At 39.3% G+C, this 20,649-nt stretch carries 19 protein-coding genes and 1 pseudogene; 2 read left to right on the plus strand and 18 right to left on the minus strand.

Annotated features, from left to right (window positions below):
* Window position 1 precedes the first annotated feature (1 nt).
* The 18 genes and pseudogenes from ACR65M_RS12775 to ACR65M_RS12860 form a co-directional block, all read right to left on the minus strand.
* The gene (locus tag ACR65M_RS12775) at window positions 2-1,015 is read right to left on the minus strand and encodes a branched-chain amino acid ABC transporter permease (RefSeq protein WP_440273481.1); all 1,014 of its coding nucleotides are present in this window, start codon (window positions 1,013-1,015) and stop codon (window positions 2-4) included.
* Entirely contained in the window at window positions 1,016-1,879 is an 864-nt protein-coding gene (locus ACR65M_RS12780; protein WP_121447842.1) for an ABC transporter permease subunit, read from the minus strand.
* Window positions 1,880-2,167: 288 nt separating this feature from the next.
* Complete coding sequence (locus tag ACR65M_RS12785) at window positions 2,168-3,406, minus strand: ABC transporter substrate-binding protein (RefSeq protein WP_341332744.1); 1,239 nt, start codon at window positions 3,404-3,406, stop codon at window positions 2,168-2,170.
* Between the two features lie 401 nt (window positions 3,407-3,807).
* A complete protein-coding gene (locus ACR65M_RS12790; RefSeq protein ID WP_341332745.1) occupies window positions 3,808-5,382 on the minus strand; it encodes a benzoate-CoA ligase family protein in 1,575 nt (524 codons plus the stop codon).
* Between the two features lie 320 nt (window positions 5,383-5,702).
* Complete coding sequence (locus tag ACR65M_RS12795; protein ID WP_121447839.1) at window positions 5,703-6,497, minus strand: enoyl-CoA hydratase-related protein; 795 nt, start codon at window positions 6,495-6,497, stop codon at window positions 5,703-5,705.
* A gap of 44 nt (window positions 6,498-6,541) precedes the next feature.
* Window positions 6,542-8,026 (minus strand): aldehyde dehydrogenase family protein, encoded by a 1,485-nt coding sequence (locus ACR65M_RS12800; protein ID WP_440273482.1) that lies wholly within the window; start codon window positions 8,024-8,026, stop codon window positions 6,542-6,544.
* A gap of 17 nt (window positions 8,027-8,043) precedes the next feature.
* Window positions 8,044-9,243 (minus strand): thiolase family protein, encoded by a 1,200-nt coding sequence (locus ACR65M_RS12805; protein ID WP_440273483.1) that lies wholly within the window; start codon window positions 9,241-9,243, stop codon window positions 8,044-8,046.
* Window positions 9,240-9,989: a 3-hydroxyacyl-CoA dehydrogenase family protein gene (locus ACR65M_RS12810; RefSeq protein ID WP_440273484.1), complete on the minus strand. Its 750-nt coding sequence runs from the start codon at window positions 9,987-9,989 to the stop codon at window positions 9,240-9,242. The genes ACR65M_RS12805 and ACR65M_RS12810 overlap by 4 nt, the downstream gene beginning before the upstream one ends.
* Window positions 9,979-10,839, minus strand: a complete 861-nt coding sequence (locus ACR65M_RS12815) for a 3-hydroxyacyl-CoA dehydrogenase NAD-binding domain-containing protein (RefSeq protein WP_440273485.1) — start codon at window positions 10,837-10,839, stop codon at window positions 9,979-9,981. Before ACR65M_RS12815 ends, ACR65M_RS12810 begins: the two co-directional genes overlap by 11 nt.
* A 215-nt stretch (window positions 10,840-11,054) precedes the next feature.
* A complete protein-coding gene (locus ACR65M_RS12820) occupies window positions 11,055-11,234 on the minus strand; it encodes a PaaD-like zinc ribbon domain-containing protein (RefSeq protein ID WP_440273486.1) in 180 nt (59 codons plus the stop codon).
* Window positions 11,209-11,838: a Phenylacetic acid catabolic protein gene (locus ACR65M_RS12825; RefSeq protein ID WP_341332750.1), complete on the minus strand. Its 630-nt coding sequence runs from the start codon at window positions 11,836-11,838 to the stop codon at window positions 11,209-11,211. Before ACR65M_RS12825 ends, ACR65M_RS12820 begins: the two co-directional genes overlap by 26 nt.
* Before the next feature lie 5 nt (window positions 11,839-11,843).
* A complete protein-coding gene (locus ACR65M_RS12830) occupies window positions 11,844-12,068 on the minus strand; it encodes a hypothetical protein (RefSeq protein WP_121447833.1) in 225 nt (74 codons plus the stop codon).
* Complete coding sequence (locus ACR65M_RS12835) at window positions 12,065-12,394, minus strand: iron-sulfur cluster assembly protein (protein WP_207899938.1); 330 nt, start codon at window positions 12,392-12,394, stop codon at window positions 12,065-12,067. Before ACR65M_RS12835 ends, ACR65M_RS12830 begins: the two co-directional genes overlap by 4 nt.
* A 2-nt stretch (window positions 12,395-12,396) precedes the next feature.
* On the minus strand, window positions 12,397-13,338 hold the full coding sequence (locus tag ACR65M_RS12840; protein ID WP_440273487.1) for a Phenylacetic acid catabolic protein: 942 nt from the start codon (window positions 13,336-13,338) through the stop codon (window positions 12,397-12,399).
* Window positions 13,339-15,030: 1,692 nt separating this feature from the next.
* Entirely contained in the window at window positions 15,031-15,990 is a 960-nt protein-coding gene (locus ACR65M_RS12845) for an MBL fold metallo-hydrolase (protein ID WP_341332751.1), read from the minus strand.
* Window positions 15,991-16,231: 241 nt separating this feature from the next.
* Window positions 16,232-17,105, minus strand: a pseudogene (locus tag ACR65M_RS12850) (PaaX family transcriptional regulator).
* 62 nt (window positions 17,106-17,167) lie between these two features.
* Window positions 17,168-17,617 carry an acyl-CoA thioesterase gene (locus ACR65M_RS12855; RefSeq protein ID WP_341332753.1) on the minus strand — a complete coding sequence of 150 codons (450 nt, stop codon included), beginning with the start codon at window positions 17,615-17,617 and terminating at the stop codon, window positions 17,168-17,170.
* A 250-nt stretch (window positions 17,618-17,867) separates the two neighbouring features.
* Window positions 17,868-18,665 (minus strand): enoyl-CoA hydratase-related protein, encoded by a 798-nt coding sequence (locus ACR65M_RS12860; RefSeq protein WP_121447828.1) that lies wholly within the window; start codon window positions 18,663-18,665, stop codon window positions 17,868-17,870.
* Window positions 18,666-18,942: 277 nt separating this feature from the next.
* Between ACR65M_RS12860 and ACR65M_RS12865 the strand changes: the two genes are divergently transcribed.
* Together ACR65M_RS12865 and ACR65M_RS12870 are read left to right on the plus strand one after the other, a co-directional pair.
* Window positions 18,943-20,172, plus strand: a complete 1,230-nt coding sequence (locus ACR65M_RS12865) for a benzoate/H(+) symporter BenE family transporter (protein ID WP_341332754.1) — start codon at window positions 18,943-18,945, stop codon at window positions 20,170-20,172.
* A gap of 74 nt (window positions 20,173-20,246) precedes the next feature.
* Window positions 20,247-20,540: a hypothetical protein gene (locus ACR65M_RS12870; RefSeq protein ID WP_099352882.1), complete on the plus strand. Its 294-nt coding sequence runs from the start codon at window positions 20,247-20,249 to the stop codon at window positions 20,538-20,540.
* Window positions 20,541-20,649: the final 109 nt, after the last annotated feature.

Below are 20,649 nucleotides of genomic sequence, written 5' to 3' on the forward strand. Positions count from 1 at the left end.
CCTATCCATTTATTTTTGATTGCTGTTTAATTGGTTCTATCGCTTGCTCGACATAATCTTCCACTACAGGTTTTGGCCTTGTCTTAAAAATTCTCCCTGTCAGATTAGAGAACAGCCCTGCAATTCCGGAAGGAGCAAAGATCGTAAATAGGATGAAGGCAGTACCAATAATCATCATCCAGCTTTCTGTGTAAGAACTAATAATTGTCTCCAACACAACGATGAATGCCGCTCCAATAACAGGTCCCCAAAGTGTTCCTGCTCCTCCAACTAGCACCATGATCAGTACCGAACCAGACACTGTCCAGTACACATCTGTTGGGGCTACGAAGCCATTGAAAAACACATATAAACTTCCAGCCAATCCACCCAAAGTACCAGCAATCAAAAAGCTAATGTTTTTATAGAAGGTTGTGTTATAGCCAATCGATTTCATTCGGTCTTCATTTTCTTTTATTCCAATGAAGACGTACCCAAGTGGGGAATGAAGAAGTCTGTTAACCACGATCATAACTATTGCAAATACGACTAATACAAAGTAATAGATAAACACTTGATTTGATAGTAGAAAATCTCCAAACAGGCTTGGAGCAGGAATTCCTGACAATCCATTTGATCCACCCGTTACATCTGTCCATTGATAAATGATGGAGTAAACCATCTGGGAACATGCAAGTGTTAGCATCAAAAAGTAAAAACCGTGTGCCTTAGTTGATACAAAGCCGATTAAAATGGCTAATAAAAAGGCAAGCAGCATTCCAATTGCAATCGTTAGAAACACATTTGTAGATAAATGACTTGCCGCAAGACCCGTTGCATAGGCACCAGCACCGAAAAATGCAGCATGACCTAAGGATACCAATCCAGTCTGACCAACTAGGATATTTAAACTAATTGCGAATATCCCAAAAATCAAGATTTCCGTAAAAATGTTTACGTAATAGAGAGAAACAAAAAATGGAGCAGCAACCATTAATAAAAATAATACGCTTCCTTTAATCCACTGTTTGCCCATTTATGCCCTCCTTCCTATCAATCCTTGCGGACGGATAATTAATACAGCAGCCATCAATGCAAATGTAATGATTAAGCTTAGTTCTGGGACATAGAAACGACTAAATGTTTCAACCATACCCACTAAAAGGCTCGCAACAATCGTTCCGCTTACCGACCCAAGTCCTCCTACAACGAGAACAACAAGGGATAAAATGAGGATATTAAATTCCATTCCAGGGGCTACCCCTAGGATTGGGGAGCCAAGTACCCCACCAATTCCTGCTAGGAAGCTTCCAAAGAAAAATACGAGTGTAAAGACGAGGTGAATGTTGATTCCTAGCCCACCAACCATCTCCTTATCAGATAAACCTGCGCGGATAACTGCACCCCATTTTGTTTTCTCCTGGGTATACCAAAGGGCTACGGCGATGATGATTCCAACTACAATTAAAGCTAGACGATATGATGGGATCATATTCCCCATCACTTCGACCGATTGGCTTAGGAAAGCTGGTGGGGTTACGGTCATGATGTTTTTCCCCCAAATAATGGAGAAGAGATCATGAAAGATATACGCAAGACCAAAGGTCAACAATACTTGGGAAAGATGGCCAAGTTTATAGGTAGGACGAAGTAGAATTACTTCTAAAATCAATCCGATAACTGCAATAATAAAAGGTACAACCAAGAGTGCAACCCAAAATGGTAATCCTGACTTTACAACGATTGAATAACCCATGTAAGATCCTAATAAATATAGGGAACCATGCGCTAAATTTAATACTCCTAAAATACCAAAGACGAGACTTATCCCACATGTGATAATGAATAGGAGAAACCCGTAGCTTAGCGCATTCATCAATTGCAAGACTAATGTATCCATTCCTTTCCTCCCAATCCGAAGTGTGTAAGCGCCTTGCTCTGCCCGGACAAGCTAATGTTCTGTACCAAAAAAGTCGCTCTTTGACTTTTCTTGGAACAGGTTATAAGACCTCAAGCTGCTCAAAGCAAAGCTTTTCGCAAAATTCTCCCAAAAGCCTATTCATGATGAAAACTGGTAATGCGTTGGAACTAGACACGGAAAATTTCGTTAAAATAGTAATAATATATTAGGTAACTAGAAAAGAAGGAGGCAACACTCGTTACCTTGCCTCCTTCTTTTCTTATTTGCTTATTTTCCTGGGTCAACAACTTCTGGTACTGTGTCGATTACTTTATTTTCCGTCTTGTCACCATCAAGGTACGTTTCTACGATATATAAGTTTTGGATAATTTGATGAGTTTCTGGGTCAAACTTGATTGGTCCCCTTGGGCTATCCAGTTCAACCTTTGAAATTTCTTCTACTAGTTTATCAGGGTCTGAAACATCACCGTTTAATGCTTCAATCGCTTTTGCCATAATCGCAGCGGCATCATATCCTTCTGCTGATTCAATACTTGGTCTAGCATCGTACTTCGCTTCATACGCTTCAACGAACTTTTTGTTTTCAGGCGTATCTAAGCTATAATCCCAGAAGATTGAAGCAATGATGCCTTCAGGAGCAGTTCCTTGTTGTGGACGAGTATCTTCAGCAGTAAGCCATCCAGAACCAATTAAAGGAATCTTGCCTTTTAATCCATATTGCTCGTATTGTTGAACGAAGCGAATCGCATCTGTACCCGCAAAGAATGCATAGATCCCATCAATATCATCTCGATTCATTTTTGCTAGGTAAGAAGAGAAATCGTTATTTCCAAGTGGAGCGAATACTTCCTCAACAATTTCTCCACCTGCTGCCGTATAAGCATCCTTAAATGCTGCCGTAGCTTCATGACCAAAGGCATAGTCAGCAGCTGTTAAATAGATTTTTCCACCAATATTGTCATACGCCCATTGGCCCATAGAGTGTCCAATTTGGTAGGACGAGAAAGACGAGCGCCAGATATAATCACTACGCTTTGTTCTTGTTAAATCATTTCCTCCAGCATGAGAAACAAGGAAAGGTAATTTGTTCTTATCAACCTCGTCACGAATCGCATAAGCTACTGCGGTACTGATTGGACCAGTTAAAATGTCAATTTTGTCCTGCTCCATTAACTTACGAAGCTTACGTAAGGAAACTTGTGGGTCTGCCTCCGTATCTTCATGAACAATCTCAATTTTCTTACCAGCGACTTCCCAACCAATTTCATCAAAATAGAGCTCCATACCATTCTTAACATTTTCCCCAAGTGAAGCATATACACCTGTTGAAGGAAGTAAAGCACCAATTTTAATTGGCTCGTCACTTGAAGAATCAGTTGTTGTTGGTTCCGCATTTTCTTCTTTTTTGTTATTTTCTGTAGTTGTACTGATTGCCCCTGAGCTACATGCTGAGAGCAATAGAACAAATGCCAACATGATCAACCAATTTCTTTTTACTAGTTTCATAGGTAACCCTCCCTTTAATGGAAACGCATTCAATACTGACCCTCTTTGCTATACATTTTTTTAAACTAACAGGACTTTTGGATTATGTATGGATACCTCCTCTCTAGAATTCTTAGTATTTTGAATATTATTATAGTTACAACTATCTAAATATTCAATACATATTTTCAACTTCCATAAAAAAAACGTAATAAATTTCGCCGTAAATTCATGCAAAAAAAATGGAGGAGGGTTGGAATAAAGACTTACAATTTCCGTCTTTAATACCAACACGACCTCTATTTAGCCAATACATACCACAAATTCAGTATTATAATAATAAACAAATTCTTTTTCTTTAGTTGAATTTAGCGTTTTTTTATTTATTACGTTAATTATACTTCCGCGTCCGAAACAATTAGTTAGAGTCTTAATTTAAAACGTTGCATCTTCCCAGAAGCTGTTTTAGGAATTTCATCCATAAATTCTATAATCCTAGGATATTTGTAAGGGGCTAAGTTAGCTTTTACATAAGCTTTTAATTCGGCTTTCAATTCTTCTGATGGAGCAACCCCTTCTTTAAGGACAATACATGCTTTTGGAAGATCTAGATTATCCTCTGTCTTGACACCAATTACTGCGACTTCTAGAACGGAGTCATGTTTGAGTAGAGTTGATTCTACTTCAATTGGAGAAACCCAGATTCCGCCTACCTTCAGCATGTCATCTGAACGCCCTGAATACCAAAAATATCCCTCTTCATCCTTGTAATATTTATCTCCTGTATACATCCACTCACCTTTGAGCTTTTTTTGATTTTCAGCGATATTTGCCCAATAACCACCAGTTAGGCTTTCCCCTTTAATAACTAAGTCGCCAACTTCATTCGGTTCTACTTCCACAAAATTATCGTTGACAATTTTCGCCTCATATCCAGGAACAGGCTTCCCTGTGCTTCCAGGACGAATATCTCCAACCCGATTCGAAATAAAAATATGTAGTGCTTCTGTTAATCCAATACCATCCAGAATATCAAGATTAAAGAGTTGCTTCCATTTGTTCACAAATGTATCAGGGAGCGCCTCACCAGCAGATACACATACTCTTACTGATGATAAGTCAGGAATTTTTCCTGTACGCTCAACATAGTTAATCAAACTACCATAAAGTGTTGGAACACCAAAAAAGATCGTTGGTTTTGTCTTTTCAAGTGTTTCAAACACTTTATCAGGCGTAGGACGATCCTTTAATAAAACTGTTGTTGCTCCAGCTCCTAATGGGAAGTACATCCCATTTCCAAGCCCATACGCAAAAAAGAGCTTTGAAGCGGAAAAGGTAACATCATTTTCATTTATCCCCAAAACTTGTTTCCCGTACGTGTTATATGCTGCTTCCATGCTTCGTTGATGGTGAATAACACCTTTGGGATTTCCAGTGCTACCAGAACTGTATAGCCAGAATGCAGGGTCATCCTTGACTGACAAAAACGACTCTAGCTCTGTTGAAGCACCATTTACCAGTTCATAGTAATCAATTTCATTTGTATCTACTGTCGTGTTTTCTGTGACGACGATAACATGCTGAAGGAAGACAAATCGTTCTCTATTTGCCTTAATTTTGCTCCAAAGATCCTCGTGAATAACAAGCACCTTCGAGCGACTGTGGTTTAATAGATATTCATAATCCACTGGCTGTAACATGGTGTTAGAGGGGATTGGAAGTGCACCAATTTTTATCGCCCCATAAAAGGATACAATATTCTCAACGGTGTCATGCATAACCATCAGCATACGGTTTTCATTTTCAACACCCAACTTCTTGAGAGCGTTACCAAATTGATTCACACGATTAAGAAGTTCTTGATAAGAGACTTGTTCATCTCCACTAATAATGGCTATTTTTTCCCCTAGCCCGTTTCGTACATTTTTTTCAATAAATCGATCGGCTGCATTGTACTTCGTTGCAATTCCCTTTAAATCCGAAGCTACCTTTATCACACTTTTCCTCCTTACCTATCTTATAGATAGAAAAAATTTAGGTTAGTGGAGGTAATCGTTTACCTCCACTTTTTTGGAGTAATTCATAGTTGATATTTGATATAAGCACTGTATAAATAGTGCTTTTAAGCCGCAATGAAGTATGAAAATATTTGTAATTTTGTACCCATTACTCTATTTTTTGGATATTATTCGGACATTTTACATTTATAATGCTGTTGGTATTTTTAATTATTAGCACTATGAATATAGTGTTTTCATACCTAAGGTAGGACGGCAACGTCGCCATCAGGTGCATTTTTTAAGCTTAAATAATTTGATTATTTACCTTGCCAATTTGGTTCGCGCTTCTCAATAAACGCACTTAAACCTTCTTGTGCATCTTGTGAACGGAATAATAAGTTTTGAAGCTCACCCTCATAACGGATCGCTACGTTAAGTGGCATTTCTTTCCCATTCATAATTGATAGCTTAATATTAGATGTGGCATAAGTTGCGCTGTTTGCGATTTTTTGTGCATATTCTAACGTTTTTGCTCTTGTTTCTTCTTGTGGATATACTCGATCTACTAGTTTAATAGCTAATGCTTCTTGTGGTGTTAATGTTTCACCTGTGATATTTAAATCTAAGGCTTTAGAGTGTCCAACTTGACGAGCTAGACGCTGAGTTCCACCTGTACCTGCTAATACGCCAAGAGATACTTCAGGAAGTCCAATCTTACCTGCTTGGTCTCCCATAAAGCGGAGGTCACAAGCTAGAGCCATTTCTAATCCACCACCAACAGTATGACCTTCTAAGCAAGCGATCCAAATTTGTGGTGAACGTGCAATTTTATCTAAAGTTTCGTTACAGAATAAGCAGAACTGCGTTTTAAAACGTGGCTCAGCAGATTTTAAGAAATTGATATTCGCTCCTGCTGAGAAGAATTTTGGCATATCACTCATTAGTACAACCACTTTAATATCATTGTCAAAACGAATGTCATCGATTGCTGCATTTAACTCTTTGTAATACTCAAGATCATATGAGTTTGTTTTATTGACATGAATGTGAACTTCAGCAATCCCATCGGCTTTTTTTACAGTAAGGTTTTTTGTTTCTACATTAATTGACATGTATATTTACCTCCGTTTTCTTATTAGAAAATTATTTATATATACTATATTCTGAAAATATTTAATGGACGTTCTCCATTATAAGAGACAACACTCTTAGTTTCTGAATAAAGATCAAGTGTTTCTACACTCAATTCTCTGCCAAAGCCTGATTGCTTGTAGCCACCAAATGGTGTTCCAGGGAAGGCTGATATTGGGCAATTTATCATAACAATACCTGCGCGAATGCCTTCTGCAATTCGATGTGCTCTACCGTGATCTTTTGTCCAGACAGCCGAACCAAGTCCAAAAATAGAATCATTTGATTGTTCTAGCACTTCGGCTTCGTCTTTAAACTTCATGATAACAACAACAGGGCCGAAGACTTCTTCTTGAGCGATTCTCATGTCGTTTGTGACATTTCCGATAACAGTCGGTAAATACCAATACCCTTTATCAAATTCGCTGCCATCTGGTCTTTTTCCTCCATAAAGAACTTCCCCGCCCTCTTCAATTGCAAGTTTTACATAGCCGTCTACTACTTCTTCATGTTCTTTAGAAATCAGGGCTCCCATATGTGTTTCCTTATCGAATGGGTCACCAACCTTTAGTTTTTGTGCCTTTTCAATAAATTTTTCGACAAATTCATCATAAATGTTTTCATGTACAAATAATCTTGAACGTGCCTCACAGGATTGGCCAGTGTTATAGAAGATTCCATAAATAGAACCCGCTACTGCACCATCAATATCTGCATCATCAAATACGATATTAGGAGATTTCCCACCTAATTCTAATGTCACACGCTTTAAGTTTGTCGAAGCTTTCGCCATAATATCTTTCCCGGTTTCTGTTTCACCTGTGAAGGCAACTTTATCAACACCAGGGTGAGTCGTTAAGTAAGGACCAATTACTGAACCACTTCCTGTAATAACATTCACTACACCTGCTGGAACCCCTGCTTCATGGCAAATATCTGCAAGCATATAAGCAGTAATCGGAGTATGTGAAGCTGGCTTAAGTATAACTGGGCATCCAGCTGCAATAGCAGGCGCGATTTTCCAAGCAGCCATCATTAATGGATAGTTCCATGGAATAATTTGCGCACAAACTCCTACAGGTTCTTTTACGGTGTAGTTGAAAAATCCATTTGGAACTGGATTCGTACGTCCGCCAAACGTTGTTATGGCACCTGCATAAAATTCAAAGTCTTCAATGGCTTGACCAATTTGCCCTTTGGCAGCAGCAACTGTTTTTCCACTATTTAATACTTCTGCTTCAACAAGGTCATTGAAACGTTCGCGCATGATTGCCGCAATATTATTAAGTACTCTTGCTCTTCTTGCTTGAGGCAATTTCGGCCACTTGCCGTTTTCAAATGCGTTTCTTGCTGCGTCAACAGCACGATCCACATCTTCCTTAGTCGCCTTTGCTACTTTTGCGATAACCTCACCAGTTGCAGGGTTATAAGTCTCGAAAAATTCATTATTACTACTATTTGAGTATTCTCCATTAATCAATAGTTGGTATGTTTCTTTTAATTCTACCATCGATGTTGTTTCACTCCCTACATTTTCTCTATAATCGTTGCAATTCCTTGACCAACGCCGATGCACATTGTGGCTAATCCATAACGCACATCACGTTTTTGCATCTCATGAACAAGCGTTGTTACAATACGTGAGCCGCTGCATCCTAGTGGATGACCTAAAGCAATTGCTCCACCATTAACATTCACTTTATCCATGTCAAGCTCGAGTTCATTGATACATGCAACAGATTGTGCTGCAAAAGCTTCATTTATTTCAATTAAATCAAGGTCATCAACAGTTAAACCTGCCCTTTGTAATGCTTTTCTTGTCGCTGGAACGGGGCCGATTCCCATATAGTCAGGATGGACACCACTAACAGCAGATGTCACTACTCTAGCAATCGGCTTTAATCCAAGCCTTTGTGCAAGCTCCTTTTCCATTACGAGAATGGCACTAGAGCCATCATTAATACCAGATGAGTTTCCAGCAGTAACTGTCCCATCCTTTCGGAAAACAGGCTTAAGTTTAGACAACGTTTCCAAAGTGGTTCCAGGACGAACATGTTCATCCTCCCTGAAAAGAAGGGGCTCTCCTTTTCTTTGTGGAATTTCAATCGGCACAATTTCATCATTAAATCTTCCACTTTGAATCGCTGCGGCTGCCTTTTGCTGACTTGATAGGGCAAGCTCATCTTGTTCTGCTCTTGATATTCCATATTTCTCTGCAACATTTTCAGCCGTTTCTCCTAAGCTAATTGGAGGATACATTTCATTCATGGTTGGATTAACAAGTCTCCAACCAAGCATCGTGTCATGTAAAGTTTGATTCCCCTTTGCACTTGTAACTTGAGGTTTCATCATTACATACGGAGCACGGGTCATACTTTCCGTTCCTCCTGCAATAAAGACATCTCCTAAGCCTGACTTAATCGAAGAGGCTGCCTGATTAACTGCCTCTAATCCAGAACCACAAAGTCTATTAACCGTTACTCCCGGAATCGAAATAGGTAGCCCAGCTAATAACAATCCCATTCTAGCAACATTTCGATTATCTTCACCTGCTTGATTCGCACATCCAAAAAATACATCTTCAATCAGATTCGAATCCAAGTCATTGCGAGCCATTATTTGCTTCAACACATGGGCTGCAAGATCATCAGGTCGTACACTAGTAAGCGAACCGTTAAGTTTTCCTATCGGAGTCCGAACTGCATCAATTATGACAGCTTCTCTCATACTGAAAGCTCCTTATTTTTGCTGTTTTGATAATGGTAAAAGCATTTATCGGTTTCTCCACCAATCCATCCTGCGTACACAAGCTTTCGAATAAGTGGAGCTGGGCGATAACGTTCCTCCCCTAATTCACGATATAATCCACTCAATACTGCAAATATATCATCTAGCCCAATTTCATTAGCCCATTCAAGTGGACCCATAGGATAATTTGTACCTTTTTTCATAGCAACATCAATTGCCTCAGCCTCTGCCGTTTGCTCTGAAAGTGCATAGGCCGCTTCATTAACAATCATTGATAAAATCCTTGGAAAGACAAAACCTACCTCATCCTCGACAACTTCAATTTCCTGATGAATGAATGAAAAAGTGTTTGTGGCAGTTTGCAGATAACTTGCATCAGCTTGTAATGGCAATGCCACTTCAATTAAGCTGCCCTTTCTAAAATTAGCGAAAGTCCCAAATCCTATTAATCTTTCAGGATGATAAAGCCATGAAGCAACCTCAGTCGCTGTCACGCCAAGGGTAGTCGATAGAATCAATGTAGTAGGTGAAACACTTGCCTCAATTTCCTCGACTCTACGTTTCTTTTCTTCCTTATCAAGATTCGTCGTTTCAATTACGACATCCACCTGTTCGGTCAAAGCTTTCGCATCAACCAAATGAACGTGTGGATTTTCTTGAAAAGAGTTGGAGAGTTCTTTTGCAATTAGGTTATCCCCTATGATAGCGACTGTTTTAATTGTCATAATCAAAGAACCCTCCTTTTGTTTTTCTTCCTAGGCTACCTGATTGGACCATCCGCTCTTGGTAGTAGTGAGGACGGAATCTGCTTTCTCCGTGAAATCCTTCATATACTGATTTTGTCGTTGCAAAATTAATATCAATTCCGATGAGGTCCTGCAATTCAAAAGGACCCATTTTAAAATTACCAGCATTCTTCATAATTCGATCGATTTGACTTGGCGTAGCGATCTTATCATTCATAATTCGCAATGCTTCATTATAAAATGGTCGTGCTACTCGATTCACAATAAAACCAGGTGTATCCTTGCACATCACAGGACTTTTATTAATTGTTTGGGCAAATTGGACAAGAGTATCAACAGTTGAGGAAGCTGTTTTTAACCCTTTTACGACTTCAACAAGCGGCATAATTGGTGCCGGATTGAAAAAGTGCAAGCCTGCGATTCGTTCCGGATTTGCGCTTTGGCCTGAAATTTCTGTAATCGAAAGTGAGGAAGTATTCGACGTCAAAATCGAATCTTTCGAACAGATTTCTTCCAGTTTAGAAAAAATGGACCGTTTAATTTCCAGCCTTTCTGGCGCTGCCTCAATGACCAATCGACAATTGGCAAATGAGTTCATATCCGTTGTGATACCTAAGTTCTTTTTTGCTTTTTCTGATGTGGCATGGGTAATTCTTTCTTTGACAACTAATCTATCTAACTTTGACTCTATTGCCTCTTTCGCACGTGTTACAGTTGTTTCATCGATATCAAAAAGAATGACAGGGTATCCGTTTTGTACTAGTAATTGCGCAATCCCCGCTCCCATTGTTCCTGATCCTATTACACCTACTTTTTTTATTTGCTGCATAATATTCGATCCTTTCTAGAGGATGTTCAAAAAGTCCTTTTGAATATGACACATCGAATTTCTGTGTTGGCTTGCTTCTCCATTCATCACGTATTAACTACTACGTCCGTGTACTAGGGAGCTACGCCGCCTTGAAATTTCGACGTACAGGACGTGCTAGTGTCGCCCAGACATGAGGACTTAGTCCTCTTCATCCACCTTTTTGAACACACATTCTATTTAGCCGCCTCTTCCTTTTGCCATCGAATGTATTCGAATACACTTTTACATTCATTACAATAGTATTGTCTTACTAATTGGGCTGTACCAAAGGATGAAATTTTCTTTACATCTTCAGATGAGCAAAATGAACATTGTGCGTTCTCTTTTTTAGCCAACATGTTGCTTTTCCACATCCTTTAAGACTTCCCCGAGTGTTGCATCGAAATTTTCTACTAATCTAGCATCCTTTGGAATGATGTTTTCAGTGACGAAATACATATCGTTTTCTACTTTAATTAACCATTCCTTCGCTTCTTGCGCTGTTTTTGAAATTGCTTCTTTCGTTCTTCTTGGAATTGATCCTTTATCGAGTAGAAGCTGATCACACCAACTCTGTGAATAAATGAGATGTTCTTGCTGCTCCTTTAACATTTTTGTAAAAGGAGGATTCACATTTGGATTATTTGCTTCAATCATGGCGTTCATTACTAAGTCAACAGCTACATTTGTTACGTAAATTCCAGCAATCAGTTCAATCCAATTCCCAATTTCAACATTTTGTTTAAATGCTTTTCCGGTTTGATGTTTTACTTCCGTCTTAATACCCGATAAATCGGAAACCCAGCGATATAGCAGTCTTGAATGGCCCAGTTCCTGCTGTGCCATCGCAATCGATGAAAGCGTACCTTCTAATGTCGGCCCGCTGATACCAATTTCAACTAATCGATCACCTAAAATAAATTTATTATCAGCAATTGTTTCACCAAGTTCTATTAATGAAATATGTTCCTTAGACATCAGTCTCACTCCTTTGCAAATAATGGTTCTGGGCTTCGTACACAAACAAGAGCTTCTTTTTTAACAACAAACATTTCTACCCAGTCTTCTTCGTCATAAATATGTTGTGCATAAATCTTTGCTAAATCATCATTAACTGCCTTGAATGTTCCCACATGAATAAGTTCATCTCCACGATTGATTCGAGTGAGAAGAAGGTAATCATGTTTTTTTGCAACGTCTACTGTCATGAACTTACCCCCCAGTGCTTTAATTTTTTCTTTCCTTCTTCACTTAGGTTTGCTGTCGTCCAAGGTGGATCCCAAACGACCTGAATCTTAACTTCCTCCACCTCTTCTTCTTTCAACAAACGTTCTTTGATATCGTTTTCAATCCACTGCATACATGCGCAACCAGTGGAGGTATATGTCATTTCAACTTCTAATTCACTTCCATTTTGGGTAATGTTATAAATTAGACCCATATCCACAACACTGATTGGAAACTCAGGATCCATTACTTCTTTAAGAGCATCCCAATACTTTGTTGTTTGTTCTTTTTGGATAATTCCACTCATGTTTATGCCTCCTCTGCTCTCATTGCTTCTAACTCCCAAACTCCCTTTTGAATGCGAGTCACAAATTCTTGGTTTTGAGGACCTCTCTGCTTAAAGCGCTCGATTGCACCTTCCCATGTATCCGGTTGGTCAGTTAACCATTTTTTGTTTTCTGGATCAAACTTACAAGGGAATGGAACGTCAATTACATATTTTCCTTGGTCTTCATCGTAATGAGCTGGAACTTTCACTCCGATTGACTCACAGAACGGAACAGCCGTTGACAACCATTTTTGTCTTAGTTCATCATTAGTTCGCCCTTTTAATCGATAATCCAACTGCGCTGAACGGCTCTTAAGGTTATCTGCAACACCGAAGAATTCGAGTGCCATTAGGAACATCCAATCCACAGCTTCTTGAACTTGCTTTGCCGTTTCTGGCTTCTTCATCGCATTTTTCATAATGATCTCGCCATTACGAAGGTGGAATAATTCCTCTTTATCAACCTTGACTAGTGCACGTTTCCAAGGCCCATATGAAGTGTGTTCGTATGCGTCACCTAAAAGCGTATATCCAGAACGATCAAATAGTCCGTTAAAGACTCCTAATTCAACCCAGTTGTCTAATTTAAAATCAAAAGCGTAAGGATTTTTCCATCGGTTGGCTGGTCGGTTGTAGAGCATTTCGTCAATATCTTCACCAAGGTCTTCCAGCAAGCGATAAGCGATATGAGCATGACCGATTTCATCTTGCATAACTGCTAGAGCTGTAATTTTATAGTTTAAGTTTGGGGCTTGATCGTAGACTGTTAATAATGGCGGGACACTAAGAAGTTCTGTATCTCCTACAATCGCGAGTGTTTGTTTTAGCGCTTTCAAATATTCGTCATTCATATCCTCCATGCGCTCCACAATAAATCCATTTTGAACCTTTTCCAGTAATACCTCAGCTTCTTTTATACTCATCAATGAACACCTCTTTGTATTACGTTTTTTTAACTATCGTTTATAATATGTAATATAGAATATTTTAAATTGTTTGTCAACATGTTTATAATGTTTTTTAGACGTTAAATTAAAATTCGTAATGAATGTTGATATAGATTTTGTTTTGGTAATTGTTTTATATGCCCGATGGTTGGTGTAATACTAGAGGTTGTTCTTGGGATGAAGGGGATTGAGCGTGAGAAATTGCTCGGCTTTCCTCTTCATCGAGGTTATGAAGAGGGGTTCGTGCCGGGATTAGCTTTGTTTTCCTCTTTATTGGCGGGATGAAGGGGATTCGGCGCAGGAATTTGCTCGGGTTTCCTCTTCATTGGCGGGATGAAGAGGATTGAGTGCGTGATGTTGGTGAGTTTTCCTCTTTATCGAGGTTATGAAGAGGGGTTCGTGCCGGGATTAGCTTTGTTTTCCTCTTTATTGGCGGGATGAAGGGGATTGAGCGTAGGAATTTGCTCGGGTTTCCTCTTCAGCGAGGTTATGAAGAGGGGTTCGTCCGGGCATCAGCTTTGTTTTCCTCTTCATTGGCGGGATGAAGAGGATTCGGCGTGGGAATTTGCCTGGTTTTCCTCTTCATCGAGGTTATGAAGAGGGGTTCGTCCGCGGATTAGCTTTGTTTCCCTCTTCATTTGCGGGATGAAGAGGATTGAACGCGGGAATTTGCTCGGGTTTCCTCTTCATCGAGGTTATGAAGAGGGGTTCGTGCTTGGGTCACCTTCGTTTTCCTCTTCATTGGCGGGATGAAGGGGATTGAACGCGGGAATTTGCTCGGTTTTCCTCTTTATCGAGGTTATGAAGAGGGTTTCGTGCTTGGGGCAGCTTTGTTTTCCTCTTCATTGGCGGGATGAAGAGGATTCGGCGTGGGAATCTGCTCGGGTTTCCTCTTCATCGAGGGTATGAAGAGGGTTTCGTACGGGGATTAGCTTTGTTTTCCTCTTCTTCGGCGGGATGAAGGGGATTGAGCGCAGGAATTTGATCGGGTTTCCTCTTCAGCGAGGTTATGAAGAGGGGTTTGTGCGGGGATCAGCTTTGTTTTCCTCTTCTTCGGCGGGATGAAGGGGATTGAGCGCAGGAATTTGCTAGGGTTTCCTCTTCAGCGAGGTTATGAAGAGGGGTTCGTCCGGGGATCACCTTCGTTTTCCCCTTCATCGGCGGGATGAAGAGGATTGAGCGCAGGAATTTGCTCGGGTTTCCTCTTCATCGAGGTTATGAAGAGGGGTTCGTGCCGGGATTAGCTTTGTTTTCCTCTTCATTGGCGGGATGAAGAGGATTGAGCGTAGGAATTTGCCCGGGTTTCCTCTTCATCGAGGGTATGAAGAGGGTTTCGTCCGGGGATTAGCTTCGTTTTCCTCTTCATCTGCGGGATGAAGGGGATTCGAAATAGTCGACCTTTTCGTTCTCCTCTTCATTTGCTATGAAGAACTTTACTCGCACCCACTCACTCCACACGGTCCTTCATCACAGCTATGAAGGACTTTACTTGCGCACCACTGCTCCACACGTGCCTTCATCACGGCTATGAAGGACTTTCCAAACGAGTAACTATTTCGCACAGGCCTTCACACGGACTTCTATCCAAAACAAAAACCCAAGATTGTTATTTTACTAACAATCTTGGGTTCCAACCTCATCTATCTTTGATATTTTCCTAGTATTGCTTCAGCATTGATCGTAAATAATAGGATCTTGCTTAACCTTTGCAACTCGGCCTTCGCGTTCTAAATAGTTTAAGTGCGCTATAGTTTCTGCAATAGCAAAACGCCATTGGTGAGGGTTGAGTTCTCTATGGGAGAACAAGACCTTCGCAATCTCATATGTCGTTTTATGATCGGCTAGGCTTTCAATATAATTGAGACGCTCCTCGTGATGCTGGATGAGTTCATCTATTCGTTCAGTTACATTTGGAACCGGTGAATGATGGGCAGAGTATATTTTTTTTATCGGATATTTCCTAACTTTACGTAATGAATCGATATATTCATGTAATGGATGCTGGCTAGCACCGGGCCATACACTAATATTCGGTGTAATTTTTTCAAGAATATGATCTCCGCCTATTAAGATACCTTCTTTTTCATGAAAAAAACATACATGACCTTCACTATGTCCAGGTGTGTGGATAACAGACCATTGTTGATCACCAAACTCAATAGTAGCTCCAATAGGTTTTACAACAGGTAGTGGAAGAACATTCTTATGTAATTTATTCATATGGTCAGCGATACCATCAGCTAAATCCTCAGGAACCCCATGTTGCAAAACCATTTCTTTCATTCTCGCAACCTGAACGCTCCCCTCACCCCATACACGCTCAATCATGGCTGCATCCACTTCATTCATAAAAAGGTCAGCACCTGTTTGTTCTTGCATCCAGCCTGAAAGACCAGAATGATCCGGATGGAAGTGTGTGAGATAAATTGTATGAACATCACCAAAAGTAATTCCTAAGTGATCAAAAACTTCTTGCCAAGCATCTCGCGCAGCTGAATAGTTTAACCCAATATCAATCAGACAATAGCCATCATTCTGTTTAAAAAGGTAACAGTAAACATACTTCATTGGAAACGGAACTGGGATCCCAATCCGATAGCCACCAAATTCAATTTTTTCAATATTCATGGCTCACCCCTATAATCAAAAGTGCCTTGGCGTATTTATACCCGATATTTTTAGGCCCACACGATGTGGATCACAAAGACTTTGCCCGGGATGTCGATCTTATGCTCGAATAATATCCTCTAAAAAATCGTTGCATCCGCCGGAGGCTTAATTTTGTTCAGCCGGAGTTTCTCCACCAACTGAATTGTTACTTTTTTAATACATTCCTCAAACACTAAAATAAAGGACTTTACTGAATAAATTAAATGTAGATTTCTCCAAAAGGATTGATTGCTTTATCACGTTCAATATGGATTTCACAATCAGGAGCTCCCTCAAAGACAGACTCAAAATAGCGGATTGACGGAATAGATAGCAGCTGATGTATATTCCAGAATAACTCTCTAGCCTTTATGCCAATCCCATCCTTCAGGTAGTAAATCTCTTGGGAAACCTGGATCCTGGAAGAGGAATTTCCGATACTCATGTACCAACACAGTTTTCTCAATAAAACATTCCTCATCCTTTAATGTGTTATTTAAAGCCTTTTCACGAAGTTCCTCAAATTTAGGTGTAAACTTATCAATGAACGTTTGATATTCATCTCTTACCAAGTTCAGGTCCCAACCGATATCAATGATACTTTGGTTATCATGGGAAACAATTGAGGATGATGTAAATAAAAACACATATTCTTCAATTCCATTTGCCTTAATCATTTCTGTTACTTGGTCCTCAACTGGATTAGGCGTCACCAATGTACTATTCGTAAGGTTGCCAAATCCGGTCCAAATTAGTTCTTTACGAATTTTATTTCGAATCTCTCGCTTTTCCTCAGGAAACGAATATGTAAGTATTCTCCACTGCTGATCCCAAATGTGGTTTTGAGTGGCATATACCCTATTTACCCCCTCATCAACACGGCCTTTTGAGGTAGCGGAATAATAACTCTTCTTTCCTACTTTTCGTACTTCCAATAAATGATTTTGGACCATCCGAAATAATGCGCCTCTTACAGACGATTCGGAGATCCCAAACTGTTTCATTAATTCAATTAAGCTACCTACCCAAATTTCTCCCCCATAATATTTAATATATTCACCATATAATGTAAACATTAAGGACCTTGGTTTCATAGAACGTCACCACACTTATTATTTTTCAATATTTTTACTTTCATTATAGAGGATTTTGGAGATTATGCATTAAAAAGTGGTCTTTTTCCTGATTCATTTGTGTGGAGTTCTTCTTTAAGAATGGCTAATACGTCATTTGGTATTGGAACTGCTTTAATTTCAGCTGGCGTTTGTTTTACCCACCCTCTAATTTCATATCCATGTCCAGTTCGTGTTTCTCCTCTATACACCTCATGCCTTAGCTTGATTGTTTTTGTTTTAATTTCCTCAACCTGAGTTTTAATGGTAATAATATCATCATATAATAATGTCTTTTCAAAACTACATCTAGCATCAAGCATTGGCAAAATAATTTGACGTTCTTCTTCTAATGTGTTCGGTGACAATCCACAACTTCTAAAAAATTGATGTCCCGCAATGTCGAACCATTTAAAGTAATTTGGGTAGTATACAATACCTGCTTTATCTGTATCTCCCCAGTTAACGATGACTTGAAATTCATTTGATCTCACATTTCATCCCCCTATTAGAAAAGTGCAGGGCGCAGCTTATCGGCCACCAGTAAAAGACGCTAACAGAAGGTGCACATACATTCCGAAGCAATTGGTTTATGACCTAAGTACCGATGGCGCCGAAACTAGTCATTAGAAACTAAAAGGCTCGCGAAGGTCGCTGAGCCCTAAGATAATTAATTTGAAATTAGTAGGCTATTTTAAAAGAGCGATACCGGAATTTCCGGCATCGCTATGGATTCAGTTGACCTTATTTTCCACTCCAGTTAGCTTCACGCTTTTCGATGAACGCACTAAGGCCTTCTTGTGCATCTTGTGAACGGAATAATAAGTTTTGAAGCTCACCCTCGTAGCGGATTGCTACGTTAAGTGGCATTTCTTTTCCATTCATAATTGATAGCTTAATGTTAGAAGTTGCATAACTTGCGCTGTTCGCAATCTTTTCTGCGTATTCTAACGTTTTCGCTCTTGTTTCTTCTTGTGGAAACACACGATCTACTAAGTTAATATCTAGTGCCTCTTGAGGTGTTAATGTTTCGCCTGTAATATTCAGGTCAAGTGCTTTAGAGTGTCCAACTTGTCGAGCTAGACGCTGAGTTCCACCTGTACCTGCAAGTACGCCAAGGGAAACTTCAGGAAGCCCAATTTTACCTGCTTGATCTCCCATAAAACGAAGGTCACAAGCTAGAGCCATTTCTAAACCACCACCAACTGTGTGGCCCTCTAAACAAGCAATCCAGATTTGTGGTGAGCGTGCAATTTTATCTAATGTTTCGTTACAGAATAAGCAGAATTGTGTTTTAAAGCGTGGTTCAGCCGACTTTAAGAAATTAATATTCGCTCCTGCTGAGAAGAATTTTGGCATATCACTCATTAATACAGCTACTTTAATGTCATTGTCAAAACGAATATCATCAATTGCAGCGTTTAATTCTTTGTAATATTCGAGGTCATAAGAGTTTGTTTTGTTTACATGAATGTGAACTTCAGCGATCCCATTAGCCTTCTTTACTGTTAATGTTTTTGTTTCATTTACTGTAGTTGTCATTCTTCATTACCTCCTAGAATTATGTATTACGTTTTTGAACCTTTCGTAATTAATTTCAAATATACTGAATCTTTTTTTAATTATCAAGCCTGTAAATTGCTCATTTTCGCAAGGAAACAATATCTTTTCTCTTAAATACTCTTTCATTCTATCTTTTTGAAGGTTTTTAAAACGTTCGTAAAAAATACGTAATTTTTGTTTTAGGATGTGGTATTATTAATTTAAATACATAAGCTCTATTAGAAACATGGATATCTTGATAATCAAGGAGGTTAAAATGAAAGGTAATAGTAGATTCAAGAATCTATACGGAAATCTAAACGTTAATACGATTAGTTCAGGTGTTGTTGCAGCTATTTTCGGGTGTACAGGCCCTGCACTGATTATTATCGGAGGTGCATCAAGCGGTGGTTTAACCCATGAACAAACAATCAGCTGGTTATTTGCCGTGTATTTTTTTGGAGGTTTATTGGGACTCTTTTTATCTTTAAAATATAAACAACCGATTGCAGGGGCATATTCAATTGCTGGTGCTGTGCTAGTGGCAGGTGCTTTATCACATTTTTCATTACAAGAAGCAATCGGTGCCTATCTTGTAGCAAACCTCATTGTTCTTATACTAGGTATAACTGGATTAATCGATAAGGTGATGAATTGGATACCAGTTCCAATCGTAATGGGAATGATTGTTGGTGTCATGATGCGATTTGCAATTGAGATGATTACTTCTGTTGAAGTGTCCCCTCTGTTAGCAGGTTCGGCCATCTTAGTCTATTTGTTATCCTCACGATACATAAAAAAAGTACCACCTGTTTTATCAGCGTTAGTAGTATCAGTACTCCTTGCCATTGTCATGAATGAGTTTAATTTTTCAAATGTACAAAGTTCATTTGTGCTTCCTCAACTAGAACTTCCAACCTTTAGTTTTAACGCTATTATTTCTCTATCAATCCCTCTTGCAATCTTAATCATTTGTACAGAGAATGCACAAACTACAGGAATCCTAATGGCAAAGGGATATAAACCGCCAATTAGTGCGATGGCCATCTTTGGCGCAATTTTTGGTTTTATTGCCTCCTTTTTTGGAGCTCACGCCATCAACACTGCAGGGCCAATGACTGCTATTTGTGCATCTGATGAATCAGGTAAGAAAGAAGGCAGATATGCTGCTTCTGCATCAAATGGAGTTTTATTTGCAAGCTTCGGTATATTTGCAGCGCTTGTTGTTCCTTTTGTAATTGCGATGCCAGGTGTAATTGTGAGTACCATTGCAGGCTTAGCGATGATAGGTGTACTCTTATCGTCACTTAAAATTGCTTTTTCCGATACAAAGTTTCAGATGGGGGCATTTTTTGCATTCATTATTGGAATGTCTGGAGTAAATTTCTTTCATATCGGTGCCCCATTATGGGCGATTGTAGGTAGTGTTTTTGTCTCCCTTTTGATTGAAAAAAAGGACTTTGAAAGAAAGATAAAAGTAGAAAAAAATCTCAAGCATGGTGCATAGCATTCACGATGGATGTGTTGTAAATAGATGGACATACTAAACACATCCGAAAATCTCATGAGAGGTGAATCAACATGAACATTGATATAACATCTATTTATGACAACATGCCAGATTTTTCGAATCATATGGAAGCCAGAGAGTGGTTTAAAAATGAGTTTAAGGACAGATTTTTCTTAAGGACACATAGTGATAGCGATGGAAAAATGACGTATTTCTATCACATTGTCAAGGATCCAGAAACGTATCAAAGATACATGGAAAGTTTTGCAAGCAATGAGAAACGTGAAATTACGGAAATGTCAACATTTGAGAGCTACACAACCGTTGAAATTACAGAAGATGGCGATGTAAATATTACAATCTAGAAAGAGCCTCTTATCGGCGACAAACACGCGACGAACTCTTTCCTTAGAAATTTGTGACCTCGAGCAGGTGTCACTAAATACATGTAAAAAGGAGGTTTTCGATGTGAAA

This window comes from Ferdinandcohnia sp. SAFN-114, assembly GCF_059415045.1.